This window comes from Microbacterium sp. STRO-2N (genome assembly GCF_057747775.1).
Map to the genome: position 1 here is coordinate 3127117 of NZ_CM173223.1, position 24553 is coordinate 3151669.

At 71.7% G+C, this 24553-nt stretch carries 21 protein-coding genes; 12 read left to right on the forward strand and 9 right to left on the reverse strand.

All coding sequences use genetic code 11. From position 1 onward, the window contains the following. Nucleotide 1 precedes the first annotated feature (1 nt). The 4 genes from AC3ANN_RS14475 to AC3ANN_RS14490 are packed head-to-tail and all read left to right on the forward strand — an operon-like array spanning nucleotide 2 to nucleotide 2717. Entirely contained in the window at nucleotides 2-637 is a 636-nt protein-coding gene (locus tag AC3ANN_RS14475) for a SipW-dependent-type signal peptide-containing protein (protein ID WP_488338084.1), read from the forward strand. Between the two features lies 1 nt (nucleotide 638). Then, nucleotides 639-1850, forward strand: coding sequence for a S24/S26 family peptidase (locus AC3ANN_RS14480; RefSeq protein ID WP_488338085.1), 1212 nt, complete (start codon nucleotides 639-641; stop codon nucleotides 1848-1850). After that, nucleotides 1847-2293, forward strand: a complete 447-nt coding sequence (locus AC3ANN_RS14485) for a hypothetical protein (protein WP_488338086.1) — start codon at nucleotides 1847-1849, stop codon at nucleotides 2291-2293. The genes AC3ANN_RS14480 and AC3ANN_RS14485 overlap by 4 nt, the downstream gene beginning before the upstream one ends. A 31-nt stretch (nucleotides 2294-2324) precedes the next feature. Continuing rightward, the gene (locus AC3ANN_RS14490; RefSeq protein ID WP_488338087.1) at nucleotides 2325-2717 is read left to right on the forward strand and encodes a PPOX class F420-dependent oxidoreductase; all 393 of its coding nucleotides are present in this window, start codon (nucleotides 2325-2327) and stop codon (nucleotides 2715-2717) included. Between the two features lie 43 nt (nucleotides 2718-2760). Here AC3ANN_RS14490 and AC3ANN_RS14495 read toward each other — a convergent pair whose 3' ends face one another. Next, complete coding sequence (locus tag AC3ANN_RS14495; protein ID WP_488338088.1) at nucleotides 2761-3363, reverse strand: TetR/AcrR family transcriptional regulator; 603 nt, start codon at nucleotides 3361-3363, stop codon at nucleotides 2761-2763. Nucleotides 3364-3488: 125 nt separating this feature from the next. On the opposite strand from AC3ANN_RS14495, the gene AC3ANN_RS14500 reads away from it, so the two are divergent. The 4 genes from AC3ANN_RS14500 to AC3ANN_RS14515 all read left to right on the forward strand — a co-directional run bounded on the left by AC3ANN_RS14500 (nucleotide 3489) and on the right by AC3ANN_RS14515 (nucleotide 8442). Beyond that, nucleotides 3489-4307 (forward strand): sugar phosphate isomerase/epimerase family protein, encoded by an 819-nt coding sequence (locus AC3ANN_RS14500; RefSeq protein WP_488338089.1) that lies wholly within the window; start codon nucleotides 3489-3491, stop codon nucleotides 4305-4307. Beyond that, nucleotides 4307-5434, forward strand: coding sequence for a Gfo/Idh/MocA family protein (locus AC3ANN_RS14505; RefSeq protein ID WP_488338090.1), 1128 nt, complete (start codon nucleotides 4307-4309; stop codon nucleotides 5432-5434). The genes AC3ANN_RS14500 and AC3ANN_RS14505 overlap by 1 nt, the downstream gene beginning before the upstream one ends. Nucleotides 5435-5573: 139 nt before the next feature. Then, a complete protein-coding gene (locus AC3ANN_RS14510; protein WP_488338091.1) occupies nucleotides 5574-6716 on the forward strand; it encodes a carboxylate-amine ligase in 1143 nt (380 codons plus the stop codon). A gap of 262 nt (nucleotides 6717-6978) precedes the next feature. Then, nucleotides 6979-8442, forward strand: coding sequence for an HNH endonuclease signature motif containing protein (locus AC3ANN_RS14515; RefSeq protein ID WP_488338092.1), 1464 nt, complete (start codon nucleotides 6979-6981; stop codon nucleotides 8440-8442). A gap of 104 nt (nucleotides 8443-8546) precedes the next feature. Here AC3ANN_RS14515 and panB read toward each other — a convergent pair whose 3' ends face one another. The 4 genes from panB to AC3ANN_RS14535 form a co-directional block, all read right to left on the reverse strand. Beyond that, nucleotides 8547-9419, reverse strand: a complete 873-nt coding sequence (panB, locus tag AC3ANN_RS14520; protein WP_488338093.1) for a 3-methyl-2-oxobutanoate hydroxymethyltransferase — start codon at nucleotides 9417-9419, stop codon at nucleotides 8547-8549. Further along, the gene (gene panC / locus AC3ANN_RS14525) at nucleotides 9419-10300 is read right to left on the reverse strand and encodes a pantoate--beta-alanine ligase (protein ID WP_488338094.1); all 882 of its coding nucleotides are present in this window, start codon (nucleotides 10298-10300) and stop codon (nucleotides 9419-9421) included. Before panC ends, panB begins: the two co-directional genes overlap by 1 nt. After that, nucleotides 10297-11046 (reverse strand): DUF2520 domain-containing protein, encoded by a 750-nt coding sequence (locus AC3ANN_RS14530; RefSeq protein ID WP_488338095.1) that lies wholly within the window; start codon nucleotides 11044-11046, stop codon nucleotides 10297-10299. Before AC3ANN_RS14530 ends, panC begins: the two co-directional genes overlap by 4 nt. Nucleotides 11047-11215: 169 nt before the next feature. Next, nucleotides 11216-13570: an arylsulfatase gene (locus AC3ANN_RS14535; protein WP_488338096.1), complete on the reverse strand. Its 2355-nt coding sequence runs from the start codon at nucleotides 13568-13570 to the stop codon at nucleotides 11216-11218. A 334-nt stretch (nucleotides 13571-13904) separates the two neighbouring features. On the opposite strand from AC3ANN_RS14535, the gene AC3ANN_RS14540 reads away from it, so the two are divergent. Beyond that, entirely contained in the window at nucleotides 13905-14183 is a 279-nt protein-coding gene (locus tag AC3ANN_RS14540; RefSeq protein WP_488338097.1) for a carboxymuconolactone decarboxylase family protein, read from the forward strand. A gap of 15 nt (nucleotides 14184-14198) precedes the next feature. Here AC3ANN_RS14540 and AC3ANN_RS14545 read toward each other — a convergent pair whose 3' ends face one another. Further along, nucleotides 14199-16433 (reverse strand): winged helix-turn-helix domain-containing protein, encoded by a 2235-nt coding sequence (locus AC3ANN_RS14545; RefSeq protein WP_488338098.1) that lies wholly within the window; start codon nucleotides 16431-16433, stop codon nucleotides 14199-14201. Nucleotides 16434-16628: 195 nt separating this feature from the next. Here AC3ANN_RS14545 and helR point away from each other — a divergent pair, with 195 nt between their 5' ends. Both helR and AC3ANN_RS14555 read left to right on the forward strand, forming a co-directional pair. Then, nucleotides 16629-18788 carry an RNA polymerase recycling motor ATPase HelR gene (gene helR / locus AC3ANN_RS14550; RefSeq protein WP_488338099.1) on the forward strand — a complete coding sequence of 720 codons (2160 nt, stop codon included), beginning with the start codon at nucleotides 16629-16631 and terminating at the stop codon, nucleotides 18786-18788. 122 nt (nucleotides 18789-18910) lie between these two features. Further along, nucleotides 18911-19792 (forward strand): manganese catalase, encoded by an 882-nt coding sequence (locus tag AC3ANN_RS14555; RefSeq protein WP_488338100.1) that lies wholly within the window; start codon nucleotides 18911-18913, stop codon nucleotides 19790-19792. Between the two features lie 57 nt (nucleotides 19793-19849). Here the strand turns inward: AC3ANN_RS14555 and AC3ANN_RS14560 are convergent, their stop codons facing one another. After that, nucleotides 19850-20332, reverse strand: a complete 483-nt coding sequence (locus tag AC3ANN_RS14560; protein ID WP_488338101.1) for a YciE/YciF ferroxidase family protein — start codon at nucleotides 20330-20332, stop codon at nucleotides 19850-19852. A 173-nt stretch (nucleotides 20333-20505) separates the two neighbouring features. Between AC3ANN_RS14560 and AC3ANN_RS14565 the strand changes: the two genes are divergently transcribed. Continuing rightward, nucleotides 20506-20835, forward strand: coding sequence for a hypothetical protein (locus AC3ANN_RS14565; RefSeq protein ID WP_488338102.1), 330 nt, complete (start codon nucleotides 20506-20508; stop codon nucleotides 20833-20835). A gap of 93 nt (nucleotides 20836-20928) precedes the next feature. Here the strand turns inward: AC3ANN_RS14565 and AC3ANN_RS14570 are convergent, their stop codons facing one another. Next, the gene (locus AC3ANN_RS14570; protein WP_488338103.1) at nucleotides 20929-22695 is read right to left on the reverse strand and encodes an ABC transporter ATP-binding protein; all 1767 of its coding nucleotides are present in this window, start codon (nucleotides 22693-22695) and stop codon (nucleotides 20929-20931) included. After that, on the reverse strand, nucleotides 22688-24550 hold the full coding sequence (locus AC3ANN_RS14575) for an ABC transporter ATP-binding protein (RefSeq protein ID WP_488338104.1): 1863 nt from the start codon (nucleotides 24548-24550) through the stop codon (nucleotides 22688-22690). Before AC3ANN_RS14575 ends, AC3ANN_RS14570 begins: the two co-directional genes overlap by 8 nt. Between the last annotated feature and the right edge of the window lie 3 nt (nucleotides 24551-24553).

Below are 24553 nucleotides of genomic sequence, written 5' to 3' on the forward strand. Positions count from 1 at the left end.
GATGGACAGCAGACGCGCGCGGCGTGCGCGCGTGCGACGCCGCCGCGTGCAGGCCGTGCTGGCCGCCGGGCTCGTGCTCGGCATCGGCACGGCCGTGACGCTCGCGGCCTGGACCGACACCGAGAACGCGACGGGCAGCTTCGGCGCGAGCGTGTTCGGCACGGAGTCGCAGAGCGCCGGTTCCCCCACGTACGCGAGCAACACCGCCTCTCCCGGCGCGGCGCTGTCGTTCGGCGCGACCGGGATGTCCCCGGGCACGTCGTTCTACGCGTGGCTCAACGTGCGGACGACGGCGGCGTCCACCGTCGGCGGCACGGTGGCCCTCACGTCGGTCGCGCCGACGGGCGGGCTCGCGTCCGCACTGCAGTACCGAGCCGTGCGGATGCCGGGGCCCAGCCCGTCATCGACATGCAACGCCACGGCGTTCAGCGGCACACCGGTGTTCATCGCGGGCGCGGCCGCGTCGTACCTGCCGGTCTCGCAGGTGCCCGCGACGCAGGTCTCGAGCCCCATCGGCGCCGCCGGCACGCAGCTGGGCTTCTGCTTCGAGGTCAGGATCCAGCCCGGAGCGGCGAACTCGTTCCAGGGCCAGACCGGCACCGCCACCTGGACGTTCACGGCGACCTCGGAAGGCTGACATGGCACGCGACGCGACGGCGCGACGACGGTGGGCGAGGCTGGCGGATGCCGGTCTCGCGCTCGCCGCGCTGCTCGGCGCCGTGTGCATCGTGCTGGCGGTCGCCGCCGTGCTGTTCGACGTGCGGATCGTGATGTTCCGCACCGGATCGATGTCGCCGACGATCCCGGCGGGATCCGCCGCGGTCGTCCACGGCATCCCGGCGGCCGACATCCGGGTGGGCGACGTCGTCATGGTGGAGCGCGCTGGGCAGCTGCCGGTGACGCACCGCGTCGTCGGCGTGGACGCGATCCCCGGCGTGGACGACGCGCGGAGCATCCGTATGCGCGGCGATGCGAACGCGGTCGACGACCCGATGCCGTATGAGGTGACCGAGGTGCGCAGGGTCGTGCTTGCGGTGCCCGGCGTCGCACCGGTGCTCGTCGCGCTGGGCACGCCGTGGGTGATGGGCGCGCTCACCATCGCCGCGACGGCGCTGATCGTCGTGGTCTTCTGGCCGCGGCGCCGGAGGGACCGCCTTGCCCCCGAGCCCGACGAGACATCCCACGACGGCGCACCCCCGCCCGGGTCGCGGCGTGCGCGCCGGGCAGCCGGCGTCGGCGCCGCGGTCGCGCTGATACTCGCGAGCGGATCGCTGATCGTCGCCCCCGCGCCCGCTCACGCCGACGCGGGCGTCACCGAGTCCGTCATCCAGGGCCGCGTCCTCCGCATCGTCTCGATCGAGGAACCCGCGATGCGCGCTCTCGGCCCGGGAGCGAGCGCGGTCTGGCAGGTGGGGGTGACGGCGGATGCCGCGACGCCCGGCACGATCGCCGTCACGCTCGCGGGGACCGGCGCCGACGCGGCCGGCCTGCTGCTGCAGGTGGAAGGCTGCGCGCAGCGCTGGATCGACGGCGCGTGCCCGGATCCGGATCCCCTCGTCGCCCCAGGGCCGATCCCCGTCGACGGCGCCCCACGGACGCTTCGGACCATGCGCGACGACGAGCAGCTGTGGCTCCGGCTGGTCGTGACGATGCCGCAGGATGCCGGCGGTGCGGTGTCGGACGTGAGCCTCGTGGTGCGGGCGAGCGGCGCCGGCGACGACATCTCGACGGGGCCCGAGGGCGGGCTCGCCGCCACCGGGGCGGTCCCGAGCTGGGGACTGATCGGGGGCGGGATCGTCGTCGCGGCTGTCGGCATCGGACTGGTGCTGCGGGTGCGGAGGCGTGCGTGAGCCGGCAGCGTCGGTCGGCCGCGGCGGGCGTGATCCTCGCCGCGATGCTGTGCGCGGGGGCGCTCGCACCTGTGGAGACAGACGCGGCGTGGGTCGACGCGGAGGTGGCGACGAGCTCGAGCCTCGCCGCCGGCACGGTGTCACCCGTGGTGACGATGAGCTGCGCGCCCGGGCTCGGCCTCCTCGCGCCTGTCACGTTCTCGTGGAGCGCTCCTGTCGGCGGACTCGCACGCGCGGGATACCGCTGGACGGTGACCGGCGCGCTCAGCGGGTCCGGCGTCCTCGCCGCGAACGCCACCAGCGTCTCCCTCAGCTCGAGCCTCCTCGGTCTCGGCACTGGAACGTTCTCGCTGTACGCGGTCGGGCCCTCGCCGTGGGAGTCCGCGCCGAGGACGGGGACCATCACGTTCGTCACGGGCCTGCTGTCGTCCTGCTCGGCGTGACCGCGGTCCGCCGGCGCGGGAGGATGGAGCAATGCGCAGCCTCGCCTCCCTGAATGACGACGGTGCCCGGTTCGTCTCGGACTACCACCTCGCCACGCTGTCGACGATGGCCCGCGACGGCGGCATCCACGTGGTCGCCGTGGGCTTCACCGTCGACGCCGGCGTCGTGCGCGTCATCACGTCGGGCGACAGCCAGAAGGTGCGCAACGTCGAGCGCGACCCGCGCGCGACCGTCGCCCAGGTCGCCGGCCCGAGCTGGCTGAGCATCGCCGGGCACGCGACGATCGAGCGCGACCCCGACGCGGTCGCACGCGCCGTCGCGCTCTACGCCGACCGGTATCGCCCACCGCGCGTCAACCCGAAGCGCGTCGTCATCCGCATCGATCCGGTCAAGATCATGGGATCGGCCGACCTCTTCGCCTGATCCCGCGACGACGGATGCCGCGGGATCGGTCGGCGGACGGCTCTCAGTCGGTCGGGGTCAGCAGCCGCTCCAGCAGGGCGAGCGCGGCGTCCTGCGGCGCGTCGGCGTCAAGCAGCCATTGCGTCTGCAGACCGTCGGATGCCGCCACCACGAGCGCGGCGACCGCGTCCGGGTCGACATCGGCGCGAAGCCGACCGGACTCCTGGTTGTGCCGCACGCGCTCTGCCAATTCGGCGCGCGTGCGGGTGAAGCGCTCGGTCGCGAACTCGCGCGCGACGGGATGGCCCTCCTCGAGGGCGGTCGCCACCAGCGTCGAGTAGAGCTGCACCAGACCCGGCACCTCACGGTTGGACTCGGCCCAGCCGCGCATGAGCTCGACGGGCGTCGCCTCGGGGTCCTTGTGGTCGTCGGGGCCGTCATGGCGCTCCGACTCACGGTAGACCGCGACGAGCAGCTCTTCGAGCGAGCCGAAGTAGTGCCGGAGCGCGGCGTGGGTGACGCCGACCTCGTCGGCGATCGCGCGCAGGCTCGTCTTGTCGGAGCCTCGCCGGGCGAACACCTCGATCGCGCGGTCGAGGATCTCCTGGCGACGAGCGACGCCCTTGGCGTATGAGCCGCGTACGGCGGTGGGGCGCTCCTCCGGCATGGGCGCCATCCTACCCACGCCAAAACCTCCACCTGGAGGTTTTGTGCTATCGTCGTGCGTCAGACGAACGGCTCTCCCGCCGCACCGTCCCCCACCGTCGCCGCAGACACGAAGGAGCGCGACCGATGCCGGTCCAGACATCCATCCAGCTGTTCACCGTCAACACCGCGCTCGAGGCCGACCTCGACGGCACGCTCGCGCAGGTCGCGGCCCGCGGCTTCACCGCGGTCGAGCCGTACGACTTCGTCCGTCGCGCCGAGCCTCTCGCCGCCGCGCTGAAGGCACACGGGCTCGCGGCGCCCACGGGGCACGCGTTCCTGGCCTCGACGTCGTTCGTGAACCCCGACGGCAGCGGCACGACGCTTCCCGTCCCCGCACCGGAGGTCGTCTTCGAGGCCGCGAGGACCCTCGGCATGACCACCGTCATCGATCCGTACACCGAGCCAGCGCGCTGGCAGAGCATCGAGCAGATCGAAGAGACCGCGCGCCTGCTCAACGCCGCCGCCGAGATCGGCGCCGGGCTCGGCATCCGTGTCGGCTATCACAACCACGCGCACGAACTGGAGGCGACCTTCGACGGCAGAACGGGCCTCGAGGTGCTCGCCGACCTGCTCGATCCGCGAGTCGTGCTCGAGGTCGACCTGTACTGGGTGGCTCGCGCGGGCGTCGACTCGCCCACCCTGCTGCGCACTCTCGGCGACCGCGTGATCGCGGTCCACGTCAAGGACGGCACGCTCGACCCCGAGGCCGTGGCCGCCTACCCGCCGGCCGACCAGGTTCCGGCGGGCCAGGGCGTGGTGCCGCTCGAGGCGGCGCTGGACGCGGCATCCGCCCTCGAAGTCGCCATCGTCGAGTTCGACCACTACCCGGGCGACCTCTACGACGCGATCGAGCAGAGCCGCGTCTTCCTCGACGCGAAGCTCGCCGAGAAGGCGGCCAGCTGATGGCGGCGGCGAGCGCGCCCGTCGGCGTCGGCCTCATCGGCGCAGGCAACATCAGCGACCAGTACCTCACGCACCTCACGAGCTTCCCGGATGTGCGGGTACTCGCGATCGGCGACCTGATCGAGGACCGTGCCCGCGTGCAGGCCGAGAAGTACGGAGTTCCGCGTGCGGGCGGCGTCGACGTCGTGCTGGGCGACCCCGACATCGACATCGTCGTCAACCTGACCATCCCGGCGGTGCACGTCGAGGTGTCGCTGGCGTCCATCGCGGCAGGCAAGCACGTGTGGACCGAGAAGCCGATCGGGATCGACCGGGAGGAGTCGCAGCGGCTCCTTTCGACGGCGGATGCCGCGGGCCTGCGTGTCGGCGTCGCGCCCGACACGGTGCTCGGCCCGGGCGTGCAGACCGCCAAGCGCGCGATCGCGCGCGGCGATATCGGTCGTCCGCTTTTCGCGACCACGACGTTCCAGTGGCAGGGCCCCGAGCTGTGGCATCCGAATCCCGCCTTCCTCTATGCGAAGGGCGCCGGCCCGCTCCTCGACATGGGCCCGTACTACGTGTCGACGCTCCTGCACGTGTTCGGGCCGGTCGCATCGGTCGCGGCGCTCGGCCTGCAGGGCGTGCCGACCCGCACCGTGAAGTCGGGCGAGCTCGCCGGTCAGGAGTTCCCGGTCGAGATCCCGTCGACACTGTCGGTGCTGATGGAGTTCGAGCAGGGGGGTCAGGCGCAGAGCCTCTACAGCACCGACTCGCCGCTGCTGCGCCATGGCATCGTCGAGATCAACGGCACCGAGGGCACTCTCGTGATCCCCGACCCGAACACGTTCGGCGGCGACATCACGATCACCCGGCCGCTCACCGATGTGTCGGTGCGCGAGCCGGAGGTCGTCCGGGTGCCGCAGGAGGGCGTGCTGGCCGGACGCGGCCTCGGGCTGCTCGACATGGCCCGCGCGATCCGAGAGGGCCGCCCGCACGTCGCGACGGGCGAGTTCGGCTACCACGTGCTCGACACGCTGCTGTCGATCGAGGAGGCCGCCGAATCGCGCAGCTTCGTGCAGGTCTCGAGCACGCTCGACACGGTGGGGTCGCTGCCCGAGGGCTTCGACCCGCTCGCCGCCACGCTCTGACCGGCGCCGAGGCGCCGAGAGGGGAGAGCTCCGCACGTCCCTCGTGCAGAGCTCTCCCCTTCGCGATTCCCGGGGCGGGAGCGGGGAGGCGCATGTCAACCCCGTTCCCCTCGACGCCCCGCGAGGGGACAGTGAGGACATGACGCCTCGCACACATGGGTCGGCCGCGCCGACGTTCGGCATCGAGGAGGAGTTCGTGCTCCTCGATCCGGTCACACTGATCGCGACCGACCGGGCCGCCGAGGCCATCGACGCGCTGCGGCCGTTCGGCGGCGGCGTCGTGGGCAAGGAGTTCTTCCCCTCCCAGCTCGAACACGCCTCGCCCGTGCTCGCGACGGCCGGGGAGGCCCTCGACGCGGTGCACGGGTTCCGTGCGCGGCTGCGGTCGTGGGCGGATGCCGCGGGTCTGGTCGCCGCGGGCAGCGGCACGCCGTTCCGCACGCAGCCGCGCGCGGGCATCAGCGCCGACGCCCGGTACGCGCACATCGCCGGCGACATCGCGGGGGTGACCCCCGACCACCAGATCAACGGGCTGCACGTGCACGTGGCGATCCCCGACCGCGAGTACGGCATCCGTGCCTCGAATCTGCTGCGGGACTGGCTGCCGACTCTTCTCGCACTGTCGGCCGGCTCCCCCTTCTGGCACGGCGTCGACACCGGGTTCGACAGCTGGCGCTCGATCCACGGCCGCCGCTGGACGACGTACGGCGCGCCACCGCGATTCGCCGACGCGGCCGACCTCGACCGCACGCTCGCGGCCCTGCGGGGAGTCGGCGCGACGTCCGACCCCGGCACGATCAACTGGAACGTGCGGCTGTCGGCTCGCTACCCCACGGTCGAGGTGCGCGTCTTCGACGCTCAGCTCGACGGGCGTTCCAGCGTCGCCCTGGCTCTGCTCACACGCGCGCTCGTCATGGCCGCTGCCGAGGCGTCGCGAGTCGCCTCCGAGGGCGTCGACATCACGGATGCCGCGCTCTGGCACGCGGCGCGCTACGGCGTGCGCGCGGCCCTGGTACATCCTCGGTCCCTCCGGCTCGTACCGGCGCGTGAGGCGCTCCAGGAGCTCCACGCGTTCGCGGAGCCGCACCTGCTCGATGCCCACGAGCGCGAGCTCGTCGACGAGCTGTTCGAGCGCGTGCTGCGCGACGGCTCGAACGCCGCGCGGCAGCGAGCAGCGTACGCCGGCGGGATCGGCGCGCTGACGGAGCTGTACCGGAGCGAGCTCGTCGCGGGCATGCAGCCTGCGCCACGGCGGATGCCCCGGCGCGTCTTCACCGCGTGACCGGCGACGGATGCCGCGGCGGTGCCGTCCTCGGGAGGCGAGGGCTGCAGAAGCCGGTGTGGCCCCGTGAATTCCATCGCGTATTTGTTCTTGTGTTACGAGATCGCGGGCGATACTCTGTTAGCACAAAGGTTCGATGACTGAGACGGTCCTCACGGACGAAGAGCGGGCGCGGCGTAGCCGCTGATTGACGAGAGAGTGCTGGCGCGGATTTCGCGCAGGAGCCTCGTGCGTCCGTGATTCTTCCCGTCTGTGAGCGCCCATGTCTTCGCATCCTTCTCCCGGCTCCGTTCCGGGGTGCGCGCAGACTGACCGCATCGTCGATCTTTTCGAGGTCGGCCGTCGTGCTCGTGCTGCGGCGGATGCTGTGGAGATCCGATTGTTGGCGGATGCGGCGGCGTCGGTCACCGCGGCTGCGGACGCGAGCGCGGAGCAGCGGCGCCGGGTCGAGCTGGCGCGGCGGGCACTGGTGGCCGACCTCGCCACGTCGACTCGAGTGTCGGAGTGGACGGTGACCCGGCTGCTGTCGGAGTCCGCCGATCTGTGCGTACGGTTCGCGACCGCGGTGGACGCGTTGCAGCGGGGCGAGATCTCGCGACAGCACCTCACCGTGATCCACGACATCGGCGACCCCATCGACGACGACGATGCGCGCGCCGAGTTCGTGCGCGTCGCCGTGGACCGCGCGGCGTCGCTCACACCCGGACGACTCGCGCCGGTGCTGAAGGCGATCGCCGAACGATTTCTCGAGCAGCCGCTCGCGCAGCGGCATGCCGACGCGGTCGCCGCCCGCGACGTGCGGGTGATCGACCTGGCCGACGGGCTCGCCACGCTCTCCCTCACCCACGACGCCGTCCTCATCCACGGCATCCACGACCGGCTGACCGTGCAGGCCCGCTGCGTCATCGCGGCCCGCGACACCGCCACCGCCGCCGCCGCCGACGACGACGACGCCGCGCGCATCAGCAACGGCGATGGCGACGACGCGTCGCCGGCCGCCCACACAGACACATCCGACAACGGCGAAGGCGCCAGCGGTTCCTGCGGCGACCCCAGCGACACCCGCACCATGGACCAGCTCCGCGCCGACATCGCCGCCGACGTGCTGCTCACCGCGGGACCCGACGACTGCGTCGCCGGAACCGGACTCGCCGCCATCCAGGCCACCGTGCAGGTCACGGTCCCCGTACTCACGATGATCGGGGTCTCCGACGATCCGTGCCTGCTCGCCGGGTACGGACCCATCGATCCCGGCACCGCGCGCACTCTCGCCGCCACCGCACCCGGCTGGGAGCGCGTGATGACCTCGCCCGTCACGGGCAACGTTCTCGCCGTCGACCGATACCGTCCCGGCGCTGCGCTCGCCCGGTACCTCGGCGCCCGCGACGAGCGCTGCCGATTCCCCGGCTGCCGGCAGTCCGTCTGGCGCTGCGACATCGACCACACCGTCGACCACGCCCACGGCGGCGCCACCAGCCACCACAACCTCGCGCATCTCTGCCGGCGACACCACGTCCTCAAACACAACACCGCGTGGACGGTCCAGCAGACCGCACCGGGCACCCTGGTGTGGACCAGTCCCACCGGGCGGAAGCACACCGACCGTCCCGAACCCACCGTCCGGTTCCTCCCCGACCCGGACACCCTCGACCGCCGACGAGCGATGCGAGAACCCTGGCTGTTCCCCGTCGACGACCCACCCGCGACGGGCGGACCACCTTTCTGACCGTGCGCCATCGTGCTGGATCACGTCGATGCGGCATGTACGCGAACGCGGGACTCGGAGCGTTCGCCGAGCTGCGTTTCACCGCACGGCGTACGCGCCGCCTGTCACCACGCGGTCGACGAATCGCGCCGGGCCTCGAGCTCCGCCCGGGCTGCGGCGAGGGCGTCCTCGTTGGCCGCATAGCCGTGCTCGGGCGCAGGGAACGCTCCTGCCCGCACGTCGCCGGCGTACGCCCGCACTCCCCCGACCATGTCGTCGCCGATGGTCGCGTATCGCTTGACGAAGGTCGCAGCCTTGCCCTCGGTGATGCCGAGGAGATCGTGCATGACGAGAACCTGTCCGTCCGCGCGGCCCGCGCCGATGCCGATGACTGGGATCTCGAGCGCCGGCAGCACGACGTCCACGACCTCCGCCGGGACCGCCTCGACCACGAGCATCGCGGCACCGGCGTCCTGAACGGCGAGCGCCTCGCGCACGAAGCGCGCGGCCGAGTCCGCGGTACGACCCTGAGCGCGCAGTCCGCCGAGAGACACGGCCGTCTGCGGCGTGAGCCCGACGTGGGCCACCACCGGGATGCCGGCATCCGCGATCGCACGAATGCGGTCGACGCGTGCCGGGCCGCCGCCCTCGATCTTGATCGCGTCGGCGCCCGCCTCCTTCGCGAAGCGCACGGCCGTCTCGACCGCCTGCTCGTCCGACACCTCCGTCGAGCCGAACGGCAGGTCGCACACGACGAACGCCGACTGCACGCCGCGCCGCACGGCGCGGGCGAGAACGAGCATCTCGTCGACGGTGACCGCGACGGTGGAATCGTGGCCGAGCACCACCTGCGCCCCGGAATCGCCGACGAGCACCACGTCGACCTCGGCGCGATCCGCGATGCGTCCCGTCGGGTAGTCGTAGGCCGTCACCATGACGATCGGCTCGTGACCGGCCTTCATCTCGGCGAGCCGTCGAAGCGTGACCTTCTTGCGCATCACGCGCCTCCCTCGTGTGCCGCAGGCACGGTCTGCCGGACCGGCTCCAGCACGACGTTGTCGATGAGCCGCGTCCGTCCGACGCGCGCTGCGATCGCGACGAGCACCGGACCGCTTCGCACGGCGACGGGCTCGAACGACTCCGGGTCGACGAGTGCGACGTATTCGGACTCGACACCCGCTGCGTCCAGCACGGCCGTCGCCCGCGCCCGCAGCGCCTCCGTGTCGACGACGCCGGCGGTCGCGGCATCCGTCACCGCCGACAGGGCTCGCGCAATCGCGAGCGCCCGCGCGCGCTCCTCGGCGCTCAGCCTCGTGTTGCGGCTCGAACGCGCCAGGCCGTCGTCGTCGCGAGAAGTCGGACACACCACCACGCGGACCGGGATCGTCAGATCGGCGACCATGCGCCGGACCACGGCGACCTGCTGGGCGTCCTTGGCGCCGAAGTACGCCGCGTCGGGCAGCACCGCCAGCAGCAGCTTCGTCACGATCGTGGCCACGCCGTCGAAGTGCGCACGGCCCCGCTGAGCTCCCTCGAGCGTCTCGGCGACCGGCCCCGTCACGCTCACCGTCGTCGCGAACCCGGACGGATACATCTCCGCGGCGTCGGGCGCGAAGACGACATCGACCCCCGCCGCTTCAGCGACGGCGAGGTCGGCCGCTTCGGTGCGGGGATACGCGGCGAGGTCGGACTGCTCGTCGAACTGAGCCGGATTCACGAAGGTCGACAGCACCAGGGTGTCGTTGTCGGCACGGGCGGCGCGCAGCAGCGACACGTGTCCTTCGTGGAGCGCGCCCATCGTGGGCACGAACCCGATGCTGCCGGCGCGGCGGTCCCGCAGCGCCGAGCGCAGGTCGGCGACCGTCCGCACGACGATCACGACGGCACCCCGGAGACGGAGGCGTCCGACCGCACAGGCTGCGACGCGGCCAGCTGCCGCGTCGCCTCGGCGAGGGCGTCGAACAGAGCGAGCCGGTCGGGCATGCGATCGGCCACCGCGCTGCGCTGCCGCGCCACCGTGACCTCGTCGCCGCGGGCGATGGGGCCGGTGAGCGATGCGGCCGCCCCGTCGCGCTGCCAGTTGTCGACCGTCGCTCGCACGAGCGGCGCGAACGCATCGCGGGTGACACCGGCAGAAGCGGCGAGCTCCTCGGCGAACGCCTCGAGCGCCAGCAGGAAGTTCGACGCGATCGAGGCGGCCGCGTGGTACGCGGCGCGGTCGGCGTCTGTGACCTCGAACGGCCGCATCCCGAGCACGCGAGCCACCGCGTCCGCCGTGGCGAGCGCTCGAGGGCTCGCCCCGGCGACGGCCGCCGGCACGCCGTCGAACGACGTTCCCGGGCCGGTCACCGTCGTAAGGGGATGGATGCTGAACCCGTCGTGCGCGGCGAGCGGTTCGAGGGTCGACGAGCCCGAGAAGTGCCCCACGAGGGATCCGGCTGCCACAGACCCGGCCGCGACCGCGATCTCGGCATCCGGAACAGCCAGCAGCACGATCGACCCGCCGTCGACGTTCGCACCCCGCCCGAGCGGCCCGGCCACGTCGGCGCCTGCTGCCGTGAGTGCCGCCGCGACCGCACGGCCGACGCGACCGTCGCCGATGATCGCGACGCGATCGATCGTCACTTCAGGCGCCTCGGCGGGCGCGTGAAGGGGATCGCGATCCGGCATCGTCGTCGTCTCCTGTCGTGCGCGGCTGTGACGGCTCCGCGTACGAAACTACCCTCTGCGCGGCTGACGGCCCCCACGGGAGGATCCCGCGGGGGCCGTACGCGCTGCCCAGGTCGTGCGTGGACTACGCGTTCTGCGGCAGCTTGTATGCGATGTCGACGCGCTCGATCGAGCCGTCGAACGCGAACGGCATCTTGTCGACGTACGCACGCGAGACGGCACCGCCGTAGGCGCGACCGATGTCGAGGCAGTCGTTCGCCGAGAACAGCAGCGGGGCGCTGACGGGCACGACGCCCGACGCCACCTCGTCGCCGTTCACGCGCAGCGTGACGTTCAGCGGACCGCCCGGCTTCGGTTCGACGTACGTCGTCTCGATCTCGATCTCGACCTCACCTGCTGGGAGGGGGGAGGACGCCTCGACCTTCGTCCGCTGCACGAGGAACAGGTTGTACTCGTACTTGAGGATGCCGTCCTCGACGAACGCGGTCAGACCGCCGCCTGCGCCGCCGAGCTTGTAGAGCACGCCGTTCGCCCTCTCGCCGACGTTGGCCTTGATCGTGACGACGTTCGGCTTGTTGCCGAGCGCCGGGGCGCAGAACTCGGGGACGCGGACCGTGTCGCCGCCCATCTGCCACCGGGTGTACGGCACCGAGATGCGGTACTCGGGGTGATAGACCGGCACCCACAGGCCGGCGCCGACAGGAAGCACCTCGTTCTTGGCCGCCTCGATCGCGAAGAGCTCCTTCATCTGAGCGAGCTTCTCGGGGTTCTCGGCCGCCAGGTCGTTAGCCTGGCTCCAGTCCTCGTCGAGGTTGTACAGCTCCCACGTGTCGTGGTCGGGCGTCCAGGTCGCGATGCCGGGGGGCGCTCCGGGCACCCACGGGAGCCGTGGACCGGTCGAGGATGCGAGCCACCCGTCCTCGTAGATCGACCGGCTCGCCATGATCTCGAAGTACTGCACGCGATGGCGGCCCTCGGCGGACGGGTCGTCGACCGCGTAGGCGAGACTCGTGCCGTCGATCGGATCCTGGTGGATGCCGTTCACCGTCTCGGGGTGCGAGATGCCGAGGATCTCGTAGATGGTCGGCACCACGTCGATGACGTGGTGGAACTGCGTCCGCGGCGCGGGATCGTGCGTGATGCGCTCCGGCCAGCGCAGGAACATGGGGTTGCGCGTGCCGCCCAGGTGCGAGGCCATGAGCTTCATGCCCTGGTACGGCGTCGAGCCCGCCCACGCCCACGCGGCGTGGTACTGGTTGTCGGTCGCCGGCGTGCCCAGCGCGTCGAGCCCGCCGAGCTCTTCGAGCGCCGCGATGTGCTGGTCGATCGTGGTCGGGATCATGTTCTGCGCGAGCAGTTCGCTGATCGTGCCGTTCTGACCCTCGCCCGAGGAGCCGTTGTCGCCCCAGATGTACACCACGAGCGTGTTGTCGGCGTAGCCGAGTTCGTCGAGCGCGTCGACGAGGCGTCCGGCCTGCACATCGGCGTGCTCGCCGAACCCGGCGCACACCTCCATCAGGCGGGCCTGGAAGGGCTTCTGGTGGTCGGGGATGTCGTCCCACGCCTGGAGGCTGTCGGGGCGCGGTGTGAGCACCGCGTTCTCGGGGATCCATCCCGCCGCCTTCGCGTTCTCGAACGCGCGCTCACGGTAGACATCCCAGCCGTCGTCGAACTTCCCCTTGTACTTGTCGGACCACTCCTTCATGATGTGGTGCGGCCCGTGGATCGCGCCGGTGGCCCAGTACATGAAGAACGGCTTGTCGGGCGTCAGTGCCTTGTGGTTGCGCAGCCACCCGATCGCGTCGTCGGCGATGTCCTCGCTCAGGTGATAGCCCTCTTCGGGCGTCTTCGGAGGCAGCACGCTGGTCGTGTTGCGCACCAGGTTGGGCTCGTACTGCGACGCCTCGCCGGCGAGGAAGCCGTAGAAGTACTCGAAACCGTAGCCGGTGGGCCAGCGGTCGAACGGGCCGGCGACCGTCGTCTCCTCGGCGGGGGTGTTGTGCCACTTGCCCCATGCGGCCGTCGAGTAGCCGTAGTTGCGCAGAACCTCGGCCACCGTCGCACTGCTCTTGGGGATGTGTCCCGAGTAGCCGTCCCAGTCGTTGGCGAGCTCGGCGATCTGGCCGTTTCCGATCCGGTGGTGGTTGCGGCCGGTCAGCAGCGCACCGCGCGTGGGCGAGCACATCGCGGTGGTGTGGAAGCGGTTGAAGCCGATGCCCTCCTCGCGCAGGCGGCCGAGGGTGGGGGTGTCGATCGCGCCGCCGAGCGGTGCCGGCAGCGCGGGGCCGGCGTCGTCGATCAGGATGACGAGGATGTTCGGCGCGTCCTCGTTCAGATGGCGCTGCGGCGGCAGCGGCGCGTACGTCGACTCGGCGAGTGTGCGCCCGGCGAAGCTGCCCGAAGGCTTGGGTGGGAACGGGAGCGTCCGCGCCGGAGGCAGTGGCTCCCCCACGATCGAGTTCGAAATGCCGTCGGTCATGCGCGTCTCCTGTCGTCCTCTGCTCCGGGTCCCCCGAGCAAGCCGCCCTGCGGGCCGGAGCAGCCGCCGATGAGGTCGCCGGCGCCCGGACCGCGCTGCGGCCACGCTATCGTCGCGCGCGAACGAACGGCATCGTGTGAATCGCGTGAAGCGCGTCCGCGCGACACCGCCACCCGGCACAACACCCGGTACAGGGACGTATCACGCGATCTGCGTGGTGCGCAGACACGCCTCGGAGTGGTCTCCTCAGTACATGAGGGAGCGGTCCGACCGCAATGGCGGCGAAGTCGATGTGAGGGAGCTTCTTCGACGCTTCTGCGTCGACGATCCACGCGTGGAAGGCATAGCCGGCGACGCGTGGTCGCGCGTCATCGATCCGCGCACGGCCGCTCTCGTGCGCATCGGCGCGCTGATCTCGGCATCCGCTCCCACCGCGTCGATGCGGTCCGCCGTCGACGACGCGATCGCCGCGGGGGTCTCGGTGTACGAGATCGTCGCCGTCCTGGACGGCATGGTCTCGATCGCCGGTGTCCCGCGCGCGGTCGCCGCCGCCCCGCGCATCGCGGCTGCACTGGGATACGACGACGAGTTCGCGCCGGACGACGACGTGTGAGCGCCGCGGGGTCCGTCAGCCGCCCAGCAACCCGAGCGACACCGCGCGCTCCACTGCCGCGCCGCGGGTGGTGACACCGAGCTTGCGGTAGATCGACCCGACCTCGGAGCTCACCGTGTTGCGCGAGATGAACAGGCGCTGCCCGATCTCGGCGATCGTCAGATGCGTCTGCAGGTAGGGCAGCAGCCGCAGCTCCGCGGGAGTGAGCGGCACCGATCCGCCGCCTGACGGCTGCGCCCGCAGCGACTCCCGGAAGTCGTCGACCTGCGCGGAGACCGTGCCGATGTCGGGTCGCTTGTGGAGGAGGTCGTCGACCTCGCGCAGCAGGTGCCACGCCGCGGAGCGGTCTCCGAGCGCGACGTATGCCTTCGCGAGGTGGAGGCGCACGCGAACGGACAGGTACGGGAGCAGGTGCGTGCAGCCGACGCGAGCGCGCATGCCACGCGCGAGCAGCCGCTCGCCCGACTCGCGATCGCCCTCGTGGACGGCCACGCGCGACGCGACGGCGAGCGCCAGGGCCGTCGTCGGGTACCCGTCCATGTGACTCGCGTCGATCATGGCGACGCCCCGACGCGCATGGATGCCGGCCGGCTCCCAGTCGCCGCGCTCGATGGCCAGCAGCGCGAGCTCGGGCTCGCTGAGGATGATCGAGTCCGGATTGTTCATGAGGGTCGCCACGTCGATGGCCTCTTCGAACGCCGCGCGTGCGCCGTCACCGTCGCCCACCAGCAGGCACGCGGATCCCCACAGGTGCAGCGCCTGGTCGCGCCACGGGCTCGTCGCCGGCTCGTGCTCGAGCGCGTAAGCGGCGTCATCGCGGACGCGCTCGTGCCCGTCGACGCACATCGCCGCGCGCACCATCGCCCGCGCGGACTCGAACAGCACCCGATCCTCCTCGGGGAATCCGCTCGCATCGATGGTGTCGAGCACGTGCGCCCACCGCTCCCCCGCGCCTACATCGCCGAGCAGCACACCCGTCCACGTGATGGACACCACGAGCGCGGGGTGGGCCCGCACGACGTCGTCGCCGAGCGCAGCGAACCAGCGGCGCACGGTCGACACCTGGCCCTGCCCGTACATGGCGAGCGCGAGCTCGGCGATGCGCTCAGCGGCGTCCTCGGTCTCGCCCGCCTGCAGCAGATGCTCCACCGCCACAGCGGAGGCGCCGTGGTCCTCGTGCCATGCCGCGGCCCGGCGGTGCAGCGCCGCCACGCCTCCGGCGCCGTCCGCTCTCTCGAGGTCGGTGAGCAGGAACTCGCGGAAGAGCGCGTGGTAGCGGAAGAGACCGCGATTGCGGTCCATCGGGATCAGGAACAGGTTCGCGATCTCGACCTCGCGCAGCCGGGAGCGCGCGTCCTCGATGCCGAGGACGGCGTTGCACGCGGCCGGCGACATGGCGTCGAGCACCGAGCTGCGGCGCAGGAAGTCCTGCATGTCGTCGGGCAGCCGCTCGAGGCATTCGCGATAGAGGTAGTCCGCGAGATAGCGGTCGTCTCCCGTGACGGATGCCGCGTCCCCACCGGCACGCGCGACCAGTGCGCACAGGAACAGGCCCGTGGGCCAGCCCTCGCACTTCTGGACGATGCCGTCGAGGTCCGCATCCTCGACGCCTTCGACGCCGGCGTGGTCGAAGATCGCGCGCGCGCCGTCGTGACCGAGGGCCAGGTCGTCGATGCCGACCTCCCACACCTCGCCGGCAGCGCGCAGGCGCGCGATGAGGGGCGCCTCGCTCCTGCTCGCGACGACGACCTGCGATCCGCGCGGAAGCCGTGCCAGCAGCACCTCGAGCACGTCCTGGCAATCGGTCGACGACGCGCGGTGCAGGTCGTCGATGAACAGCACGAAGTCCGACGGAGCCGCGGCGAGCGCTGCGGCCAGAAGCGGGGCCGAGCGGCCGAGAGCCGACGCGCCGACGCCGCGCATGTCGGCGACGACGGATGCCGCGGCCGGCGACAGCAGAGAGCTCGCGGTCGCGATCGCCGACAGGAGGGAGGACGGGTCGTCGTCACTCCGGTCCAGCGACACCCACGCCACGTTGCGCGCCTCGCCGGAGGCCCATTCGGCGAGCATCGTCGACTTGCCGTATCCGGCGGGAGCCGTGACCGTGACGACGCGCGCGCCGCTCGCGCGCGCACCTTCGATGAGGCGATGCCGGCTGACAGCACCATCCGACAACGGCGGGATGTGGGTCTTGCTGTCCAGCAGCACCGTCTGGAGATCCGGTCCCCCCAGGACCGTTTCGCGGGGCACGTCGGCATCCTAGCGCCCGAGGGTGTCGCGTGGTCTCCGCAACCTCCCGCCACTACCAGGATAACGGCGGCAGGGGGCCTTGCGGCAAGGCCCCCTCGCTGGCGCATACTTGTCGGTCGCGACGCGCCGCACGTCGCGACCGACGTCAGGAGCCCCGCCGTGAACACCGCACAGAACAGAGCCTGGAACAGAACTGTGACCAGCCCTTTCCGTCTGCCCGAACGCCTCTCGGACAAGGGCGACCCCGCACTCATCGCTGACGACGAACGCCACTTCGCCGCGATCGGAAACGCGATCGAGCGATCCATCGCCGCGCTCACCGAACGCCTCGACGACGTGCGCCGGCACGCCGGGGGCGGTGGCCAGGCGGCCCTCGAGCGCGACCTCGAGGTGCACCGGCTGTCGGCGCGACTGCGCGCGCTGCGCCGGTTCTCGCTCGACGCATGCCTCGGCCGCATGGTGCCCGCGGACGGCTCGGACCCCGTCTACATCGGGCGGTTCGGGCTCATGGCGGAGCCGGGCGACGGACTCGGAGAAGACGGGCAGGACCGCCGTCTTCTCGTCGACTGGCGGACGCCGGCCGCCGAGCCGTTCTTCGCCGCGACGCACGCGAACCCCATGGGGCTCGCGAGCCGGCGGCGCTACCGGTGGACCGGCGGACGCGTGACCGACTACTGGGACGAGGTGTTCACGCCCGAGGGCCTCGAACGGGGTGCCGCGCTCGATGACCAGTCGGCGTTCATCGCGAGCCTCGGGGCGAGCAGATCGCCGCGCATGCGCGACGTGCTGGGCACGATCCAGGCCGACCAGGACGCCATCATCCGCGCCGGCTCCCGCGGCGCCCTGGTCGTCGACGGCGGGCCCGGCACCGGCAAGACGGTCGTGGCGCTCCATCGCGCCGCGTACCTCGTGTACTCCGACCCTCGCCTGGGCGAGGGGCGCGGCGGCGTCCTGTTCGTCGGGCCGAGTTCCGCGTACCTGTCGTACGTCGAGGACGTGCTGCCGAGCCTCGGCGAAGAGAGCGTGCAGACCTGCACGCTCCGCGACCTCGTGGCCGAGGGCGCGACGGCCCGCCCCGAGCGCGACCCCGTCGTCGCGAGGCTCAAGGCCGACGCGCGCCTCGTCGATGCGATCGAGCCCGCCGTCGCGCTGTACGAGGAGCCGCCGGCCGAGGGACTTCTCGTCGAGACGCCGTGGGCCGACCTCCGGCTCGGCCCGGAGGACTGGGCCGAGGCGTTCGCATCGGCCGAGCCCGGCACGCCGCACAACGAGGCGCGCGACCAGGTGTGGGAGACCGTGCTCGACATCCTCGCCGACCAGGTCGACCCCGAGGAGGTGCCGCTGCATCAGCTGCGCCGGGTGCTCGCGCGGCACGACGAGCTCACGCGCGTCTTCGCGAAGGCGTGGCCGCTGGTCGAGGCATCCGTTCTCGTCTCCGACCTGTGGTCGGTGCCCGCGTACCTGCGCCGCTGCGCTCCCTGGCTCACGGCCGACGAGGTGGACGCGCTGCAGCGGACGGATGCCTCGGCCTGGACCGTGTCGGACCTGCCGCTGCTCGACGCGGCGCGCGCCCGCCTGGGAGACCCCGGGGCGTCGCGTCGCCGGCGGCAGCGCGAGGCGAAGCTGGCCGGCGAGCGCGCGTACATGGCGCAGGTCGTGGAGCGACTCAAGGAGGCCGGCGACGAGATGATGCAGTGGCTCGACGGCGACGATCTGCGCAACAGCCTCGTCGACGAGTCCGTCCTCCCGTCGCACGACCACGATCTGCTCGCCGGCCCGTTCGCGCACATCGTCGTCGACGAGGCGCAGGAGCTCACCGACGCGGAATGGCGGATGCTGCTGGCTCGATGCCCGTCGCGCAGCTTCACCATCGTCGGCGACCGCGCGCAGGCGCGACACGGGTTCCGTGAGTCGTGGCGGGAGCGGCTCGAACGCGCGGGGCTCGCGGACGTGTCGATCGCGTCGCTCACGATCAACTACCGGACGCCCAGCGAGGTGATGGCCGAGGCGGAGCCGGTGATCCGCGCCGCGATCCCCGACGCGAACGTGCCGACGTCGATCCGGTCGAACGGCATCCCGGTGGGTCGCGCGGCGATGTCGGGTCGCGACGGGATCCTCGACGACTGGCTCGCCGCCCACCCCGAGGGCACCGCCGTCGTGATCGGCGATCCCGCGTTCGAGCCCCGCGACCGGGTGCGCTCGCTCACGCCGGAGCTCGCGAAGGGCCTCGAGTTCGATCTGGTCGTGTTCGTCGAGCCCGAGCGCTTCGGCGCGGGGATCGAGGGGGCCGTCGACCGGTACGTCGCGATGACGCGCGCGACCGAGCGGCTCGTGATCCTGCGCACGACGCTCTGACGCTCCTCCGCGACCGGGTCGCATTCTCACGTCCGGACGGACCCATGGCAACCCCCGTGTCGCATCCGCCCGTCGCGACTTGGGTATGCCGGACGGGGGAGATCCGAAACGAGGAGACCACCATGTACTTCCATCGTCAAGAGCTTCAGCACCAAGCGACCCCTGACGCGCCCGACGCCGTGTATGCGCGCAAGCTGCAGGAGGTGCTGGGCGGTCAGTATGGCGAGATCACCGTCGCACTGCAGTACCAGTTCCAGGCATGGAACATGCACATACCGGGCAAGTACCGGGACCTGGTCTTCGGCATCGGCGCGGAGGAGATGGGTCATGTCGAGATGCTGGCGGTGATGATCGCGCAGCTGCTCGAGAAGGCACCGCTGGGCGTGACCGAGGACGCCGTGCAGGACGACCCCACGGTCGCTGCGATCGTCGGCGGCACCGATGTGCAGCAGGCCATCGTGGCAGGCGCCGGCGCGCGTCCGGTCGACAGCAACGGCAACCCCTGGGTGGGCTCGTACATCACTGCGAGCGGAAACCTCCTGGCGGACTTCCAGGCCAATGCCAACGCCGAGATGCAGGGCCGTCTCCAGGTGGCGAGGCTCTACCACATGACGCAGGACCACGGGGTCCGGGATCTGCTCGCGTTCCTGCTGGCGCGCGACACGATGCATCAGAACCAGTGGCTGGCTGCGGCCGCAGAGCTGAGAGACGAGGGGGTGGAGGCGCTCCCCGTGCCGAGCAACTTCCCGCTCGCGAACGAGGAGCGGGAAGTGGCTTATCAGTACATCAACTTCTCGGACGGGGCCGCTGCCGCCGACGGCGCATGGGCCAGCGGTCCCACGCCGGACGGTCACGGCGAGTTCTCGTACGTCTCGGAGCCGCAGCGTGGGGTCCCGATGCCTCCCCCGACGCATCCTGACTCACGGTTCTACGGCACCACCGAGGTGCCGAACCTCGTCGAGAAGGCTGCCGGGGGCATCCAGGACGCGATGAAGAAGGAGTGACGCGGCGCGCGGGAGGGTCCAGCGGTTCGATCGCTGGACCCTCCTGCGACACTCGTGTCAGCCCACGAGCTCCTGAAGCTTGGTCATCAGCTCCTCACTCGTGTGCGTCTCCTGGTCGAGGTTGGCCGTCAGGAGCGCCACGGCGTCGGCTGCCCCCTGCGCACGCGTCGCGAGGATCAGCGACTGGTATGCCGAGATCTCGTAGTGCTCGTTGCCCAACGCGGCCGAGAGGGTGACCTGGTCGAGCAACGCGGGTGCACTGCGCTCCACGAGGGACCGCGCCTGCTTGGAGATGCCCTTCGTGCTCGGCGAGGCGGCCGTCGACTCGGGGAACTCCAGCAGACGGAAGACCTGACGCAGGTTCTCGATCTGCTCCTTGGTCTCGTCGGCGTGGTGGCGGAACATCTTCTTGACGTCCTGCGACCGCGCCGCCTTCTCGAGTTCGCCGAGCGCGGCCAGCGAGTCCTCTTCCATCGTCATGGCGGTGCGCAGCTTGAACCGCAGCAGGTCGGCCGGGGATTCCAGGGTGGTCTGCGACATGTGATCTCCTTTCCGGATGCTGCGAATCTAGGCGTCGCCGCCTCCTGGATCCCGGGGCTTGCGCCGGGCGCGCCTCGCCGCTAAACCGCGCGGGCCGTGCTGCTCGGTAGCCGCTTCGCGGACTCCCTGCAACCCCGTGTGCCATTCGAGAGTCGGCGAGTAGGACTGAACATGTGAAGAGGATCATCTACGCGGGCAGTGAATTTCTGACGGGGGACGAGATCGCCGTTGCGCTGTTGCGATACAGCGCGGCATTGGCGGAAGTCGGGGAAGCCGAGACCGTGACGATCCCCGCACTCGAGGAGGACGGCTCGATCGGGTCCATCGACCTGCTGGTGGGGCCGGCGAGCCAGATCGTCGCGAGGCCGGCCGGAACGGGAGCGACGGAGTTGATCGACGTCGGCGTGCTCGCAGAGCTGGAGGCTCGGACACGGCGGCTGAGACCGGTGGCGGTCGTCGATCCCGAGCCGCCCGCCGATCTGGACTTCGACCGCGGCTCCTGAGCGGCGCACCCGCAGGAGGCGGAGGTATCGGCTGGGACTCGGTCGACAGGCCCGGGCGCCTTCGGCTGACCTCCACCCCGGGCGGTACCCGCCTCAGTCGGCCGGTTCGGCAGCGGACTCGGCCTGCCACGATCGCCACAGGGCCGCGTACTCGCCGCCCTTCTCGACCAGTTCGTCGTGCGACCCCGACTCGACGATGCGGCCATCGCGCATGACGACGACGCGGTCCGCGTCGCGCGCGGTGTGCAGGCGGTGGGCGATCGCGATGACGGTGCGGCCCTCGAGCACGCGGTCGAGGGACTGCTCGAGTCCGCGCGCGGCACGGGGGTCGAGCAGGGATGTGGCCTCGTCGAGCACGAGAGTGTGGGGGTCGAGCAGCACGAGCCGTGCGAGGGCGACCTGCTGCGCCTGGGCCGGCGTCAGCACGACTCCGCCTGAGCCAACGACGGTCTCGAGGCCGTGCGGCATCGCGCGCACCCACCGCAACGCGCCCACGGCCTGCAGCGCCTCTTCCAGCTCGCCGTCGCGGGCGTCGGGTGCGGCGAGGCGCAGGTTGTCGGCGAGGGTGCCGACGAACACGTGGTGCTCCTGGGTCACGAGCGCGACGTGCTGCCGCAGCACGTCGAGCGGGATCCGCATAACGTCGGCGCCACCGACCGTCACCACGCCGTCCGAGGGCGCGGTGATGCCGGTGAGCAGCCGCGCGAGGGTCGACTTGCCCGATCCCGAGGGGCCGACGATCGCGACGCGTTCGCCGATCTTCGGCACGAGGTCGACGTCGCGCAGCACCTCGACGCCCTCGCGATACGAGAAGCGGATGCCGCGGGCGTGAAGCTCCTCGCCGTCCGGTGCCTGATCGGCACCGGGGCGGTCGGTGGGCACCTCGGCGACGCCGACGATCCGCGCCAGCGCCGTCGTGCCGACCTGGAGCCGGTCCATCCAGTTGACGAGCTCCTCGACCGGACCGGTCAGCTGCATCGCGTACAGCGCGATCGCGGTGACGTCGCCGGCCGTCGCCAGCCCCTGTCCCATGAGATACGCGCCCCACAGCAGCACGGCGATCACCGGGATGAGGAAGCCGAGGGTCGTGAGCGGGTACCAGACGCTCCGCAGGCCGAGCGTGTAGCGCTCGGCGGCGTTGCGGGCGGCCAGCGCGCGGTCGATCTTGAGTCGCTGCACCGGCGCGAGGTCGAGCGCGTCGATGGTCCGCGCGCCCTCGACGGTCTCGTTGATGACGCCGACGAGCCGCCCGTACGTCGCGAGCTGACGCCGGTATCCCGGTCCGGACCGCTTGAGGTACCACCGGCTGCTGAGCGCGATGAGCGGCACGCCGGCGAGGATCGCGAACGCCACGAGCGGGTTGATGATGAACGCGGCGCCGAGCGTCAGGATCACGGTCATGCCGGTCACGAGGATGCGCGGCACCCCGAAGCGGACGGTCTGGGCCACGGCGTCGACGTCGCTCGTGGTGCGCGAGAGCAGGTCGCCCGTGCCCGCCCGCTCGACGACGGCGAGAGGCAGCGAGGTCACCGTCGCGAGGAAGTCCTCGCGCAGCTTCGCGAACACCGATTCGCCGAGCCGCAGCGACCACAGCTGCGCGAACCGCGTGACGAGGGCCTGGACGACGACGGCACCGGCCAGCAGCAGGAACATCGCGTCGATCTGCGCCATCTTCGCCGTCCCGCCCGACAGCGCGTCGATCATGCGCCCGATCACCCACGGGCCGACGAGGCCCGCGAGTGCTGCGAACGCGTGCAGCGTGATCACGAGGAGCAGCTCGCCGCGATGCCGTCGCACGAGCGTGCGCGCGACCTCGCGGATCCTCTCCCCTCCCGCGATCGGAAGCGCCGTGTCAGTCATCGCCCGGTTCCTCCCGCACGGTTCGGATCGCCCCGGTCTCGGTCGCGCGCGTCCACAGCGTCTGGATCGACCCGGTCCATGCGGCCTCCAGCTCTTCAGCCACCACCGGTTCGGCATCGCTCGTGGAGCGTGCGACGACGTGCCGGTAGCGGGCGCCGAGAGCGTCGTCGCGGCGCATCAGCTCGGCGTGCGTGCCGGATCCGACGACGCGGCCGCCCCGCATGACATGGATGACGTCCATCCGATCCAGCAGCAGCGGGCTCGCGGTGACGAGCACCGTGGTGCGTCCCGCGCGAGCGCGGTGCAGCCGCGCGGCGATGGTGGCCTCCGTGTTGGCGTCGAGCGCGCTGGTCGGCTCGATGAGCACGAGCACCTCGGCATCCGTCAGGAGGGCGCGTGCGAGGCTCAGCCGCTGGCGCTGCCCGCCCGAGAGCACGCTGGCACGCTCCGGCACGTGCTCCTCGAGCCCGCCCGGCAGCGCCTGGACCGCGTCGGACGCGGCCGCGACGCCGAGCGCCTGATCGATCCGCTCGCGGCGCGCCGCCGGCGACGGGGCGCGGTCGGGGGCGCGCACGCTCTGGGTGTCGAGGCCGTCCCGCAGCCGCCCGGTGAACAGGTGAGGCGTCGCGTCGCTCACGACGATCCGCCGGCGGACCTCCTGCACCGGCATCGTGGTGTGATCGACACCGCCCCACAGCACCGGCGCGATCGCGTGCTGCCGGTCGTCGAAACGGCCGAGGCGGGTCGCGACGGCGGCCGCGGCATCCTGATCCTCGTCGACGAGCGCCGTGAACAGGCCGGGACCGATGACGGCGCCCGAGGCGACGTCCACGATCTCAGCGCTTCCCGGCGGCGGCGCCTGCGGGTGCTCCGGGTCGCGCACGGCCCGCTGCACGCGCAGGACATCGAGCACCCGCCCGGTCGCGACGAAGCCGCGTGCGAACGCCTGGCTCGCCTCGACCGTCGTGCGCAGCGGCACGATGAGGAACACCGAGTACCCGTAGAAGGCCACGAGCTCGCCCGGGCTGATCTCGCCGAGCAGCACGAGCCGCGCGCCGAACCACACCACCGCGGCGACGAACAGCCCCGGCAGCAGGATCTGCAGTCCGTCGAGCCAGGAGCCCAGGCGTGCCACGTCGATCGCGCGCCGGCGCAGATCGGCCGAGCGTCGCGCGTAGCGCTCGACGAACTGCTCCTCGCCGCCGATGCCCCGCAGCACCCGCAGCCCGACGACCGTGTCGGCGGCGAGCTCGGTGAGCGCGCCCTGCTCGCGTCGCCACGCCGCCTGCCGGCGCGCGAGCGGACGGACGAAGAGCGTCAGCACCACCACGAGCACCGGCATCCCGAGCAGCACGAACAGGCCGAGCGCCGGCGAGGTGAACGTCGCGATCACGCCGACCGCGATGTACGCCACGACTCCGCCGGAGAACCGCGCGGTCACGTCGAACATCTCGCCCACGCGCAGCGCGTCGTTCGCGACGGTCGAGGCCACCTCGCCCGCGGAGCTGTCGGCCGCGATCGCGGCGCCCGTCTCGGCGCTGTGGTAGCCGATGATGCGGGAGACGCCGAGCGAGGACCGCAGCCAGTTCGAGACCGCCATGCGGTGGCGCAGCACGGCGAACAGCGCCTGCGCGATGGCGATCGCGCCGAGCCCGGCGCACCACGGCAGCACGCCCTGCAGCCCGTCGTCGAGCCCGGCGTCGATGGCGCGGCCGAGGAGATGGGGCCAGATCACCTGGCACAGCATCCACGCCACACCGAAGACCACTCCGCCGACGAGGGTCCCGGGCTGCCGCGACGCCTGCCACAGCAGCAGCCGGAGCGGGGATCGCGTCGGAGCCTGCAGCGAGCTCATCGC

Excerpts from the sequence above, each read along its gene's own strand:
- AC3ANN_RS14575 (WP_488338104.1), bottom strand. The coding sequence starts at position 24,550 with ATGAGCTCGCTGCAGGCTCCGACGCGATCCCCGCTCCGGCTGCTGCTG.
- AC3ANN_RS14555 (WP_488338100.1), top strand. The coding sequence starts at position 18,911 with ATGTACTTCCATCGTCAAGAGCTTCAGCACCAAGCGACCCCTGACGCG.
- AC3ANN_RS14515 (WP_488338092.1), top strand. The coding sequence starts at position 6,979 with ATGTCTTCGCATCCTTCTCCCGGCTCCGTTCCGGGGTGCGCGCAGACT.
- AC3ANN_RS14560 (WP_488338101.1), bottom strand. The coding sequence starts at position 20,332 with ATGTCGCAGACCACCCTGGAATCCCCGGCCGACCTGCTGCGGTTCAAG.
- AC3ANN_RS14495 (WP_488338088.1), bottom strand. The coding sequence starts at position 3,363 with ATGCCGGAGGAGCGCCCCACCGCCGTACGCGGCTCATACGCCAAGGGC.
- AC3ANN_RS14510 (WP_488338091.1), top strand. The coding sequence starts at position 5,574 with ATGACGCCTCGCACACATGGGTCGGCCGCGCCGACGTTCGGCATCGAG.
- AC3ANN_RS14500 (WP_488338089.1), top strand. The coding sequence starts at position 3,489 with ATGCCGGTCCAGACATCCATCCAGCTGTTCACCGTCAACACCGCGCTC.
- AC3ANN_RS14535 (WP_488338096.1), bottom strand. The coding sequence starts at position 13,570 with ATGACCGACGGCATTTCGAACTCGATCGTGGGGGAGCCACTGCCTCCG.
- AC3ANN_RS14480 (WP_488338085.1), top strand. The coding sequence starts at position 639 with ATGGCACGCGACGCGACGGCGCGACGACGGTGGGCGAGGCTGGCGGAT.
- AC3ANN_RS14490 (WP_488338087.1), top strand. The coding sequence starts at position 2,325 with ATGCGCAGCCTCGCCTCCCTGAATGACGACGGTGCCCGGTTCGTCTCG.
- AC3ANN_RS14505 (WP_488338090.1), top strand. The coding sequence starts at position 4,307 with ATGGCGGCGGCGAGCGCGCCCGTCGGCGTCGGCCTCATCGGCGCAGGC.
- AC3ANN_RS14475 (WP_488338084.1), top strand. The coding sequence starts at position 2 with ATGGACAGCAGACGCGCGCGGCGTGCGCGCGTGCGACGCCGCCGCGTG.
- AC3ANN_RS14570 (WP_488338103.1), bottom strand. The coding sequence starts at position 22,695 with ATGACTGACACGGCGCTTCCGATCGCGGGAGGGGAGAGGATCCGCGAG.
- panB (WP_488338093.1), bottom strand. The coding sequence starts at position 9,419 with ATGCGCAAGAAGGTCACGCTTCGACGGCTCGCCGAGATGAAGGCCGGT.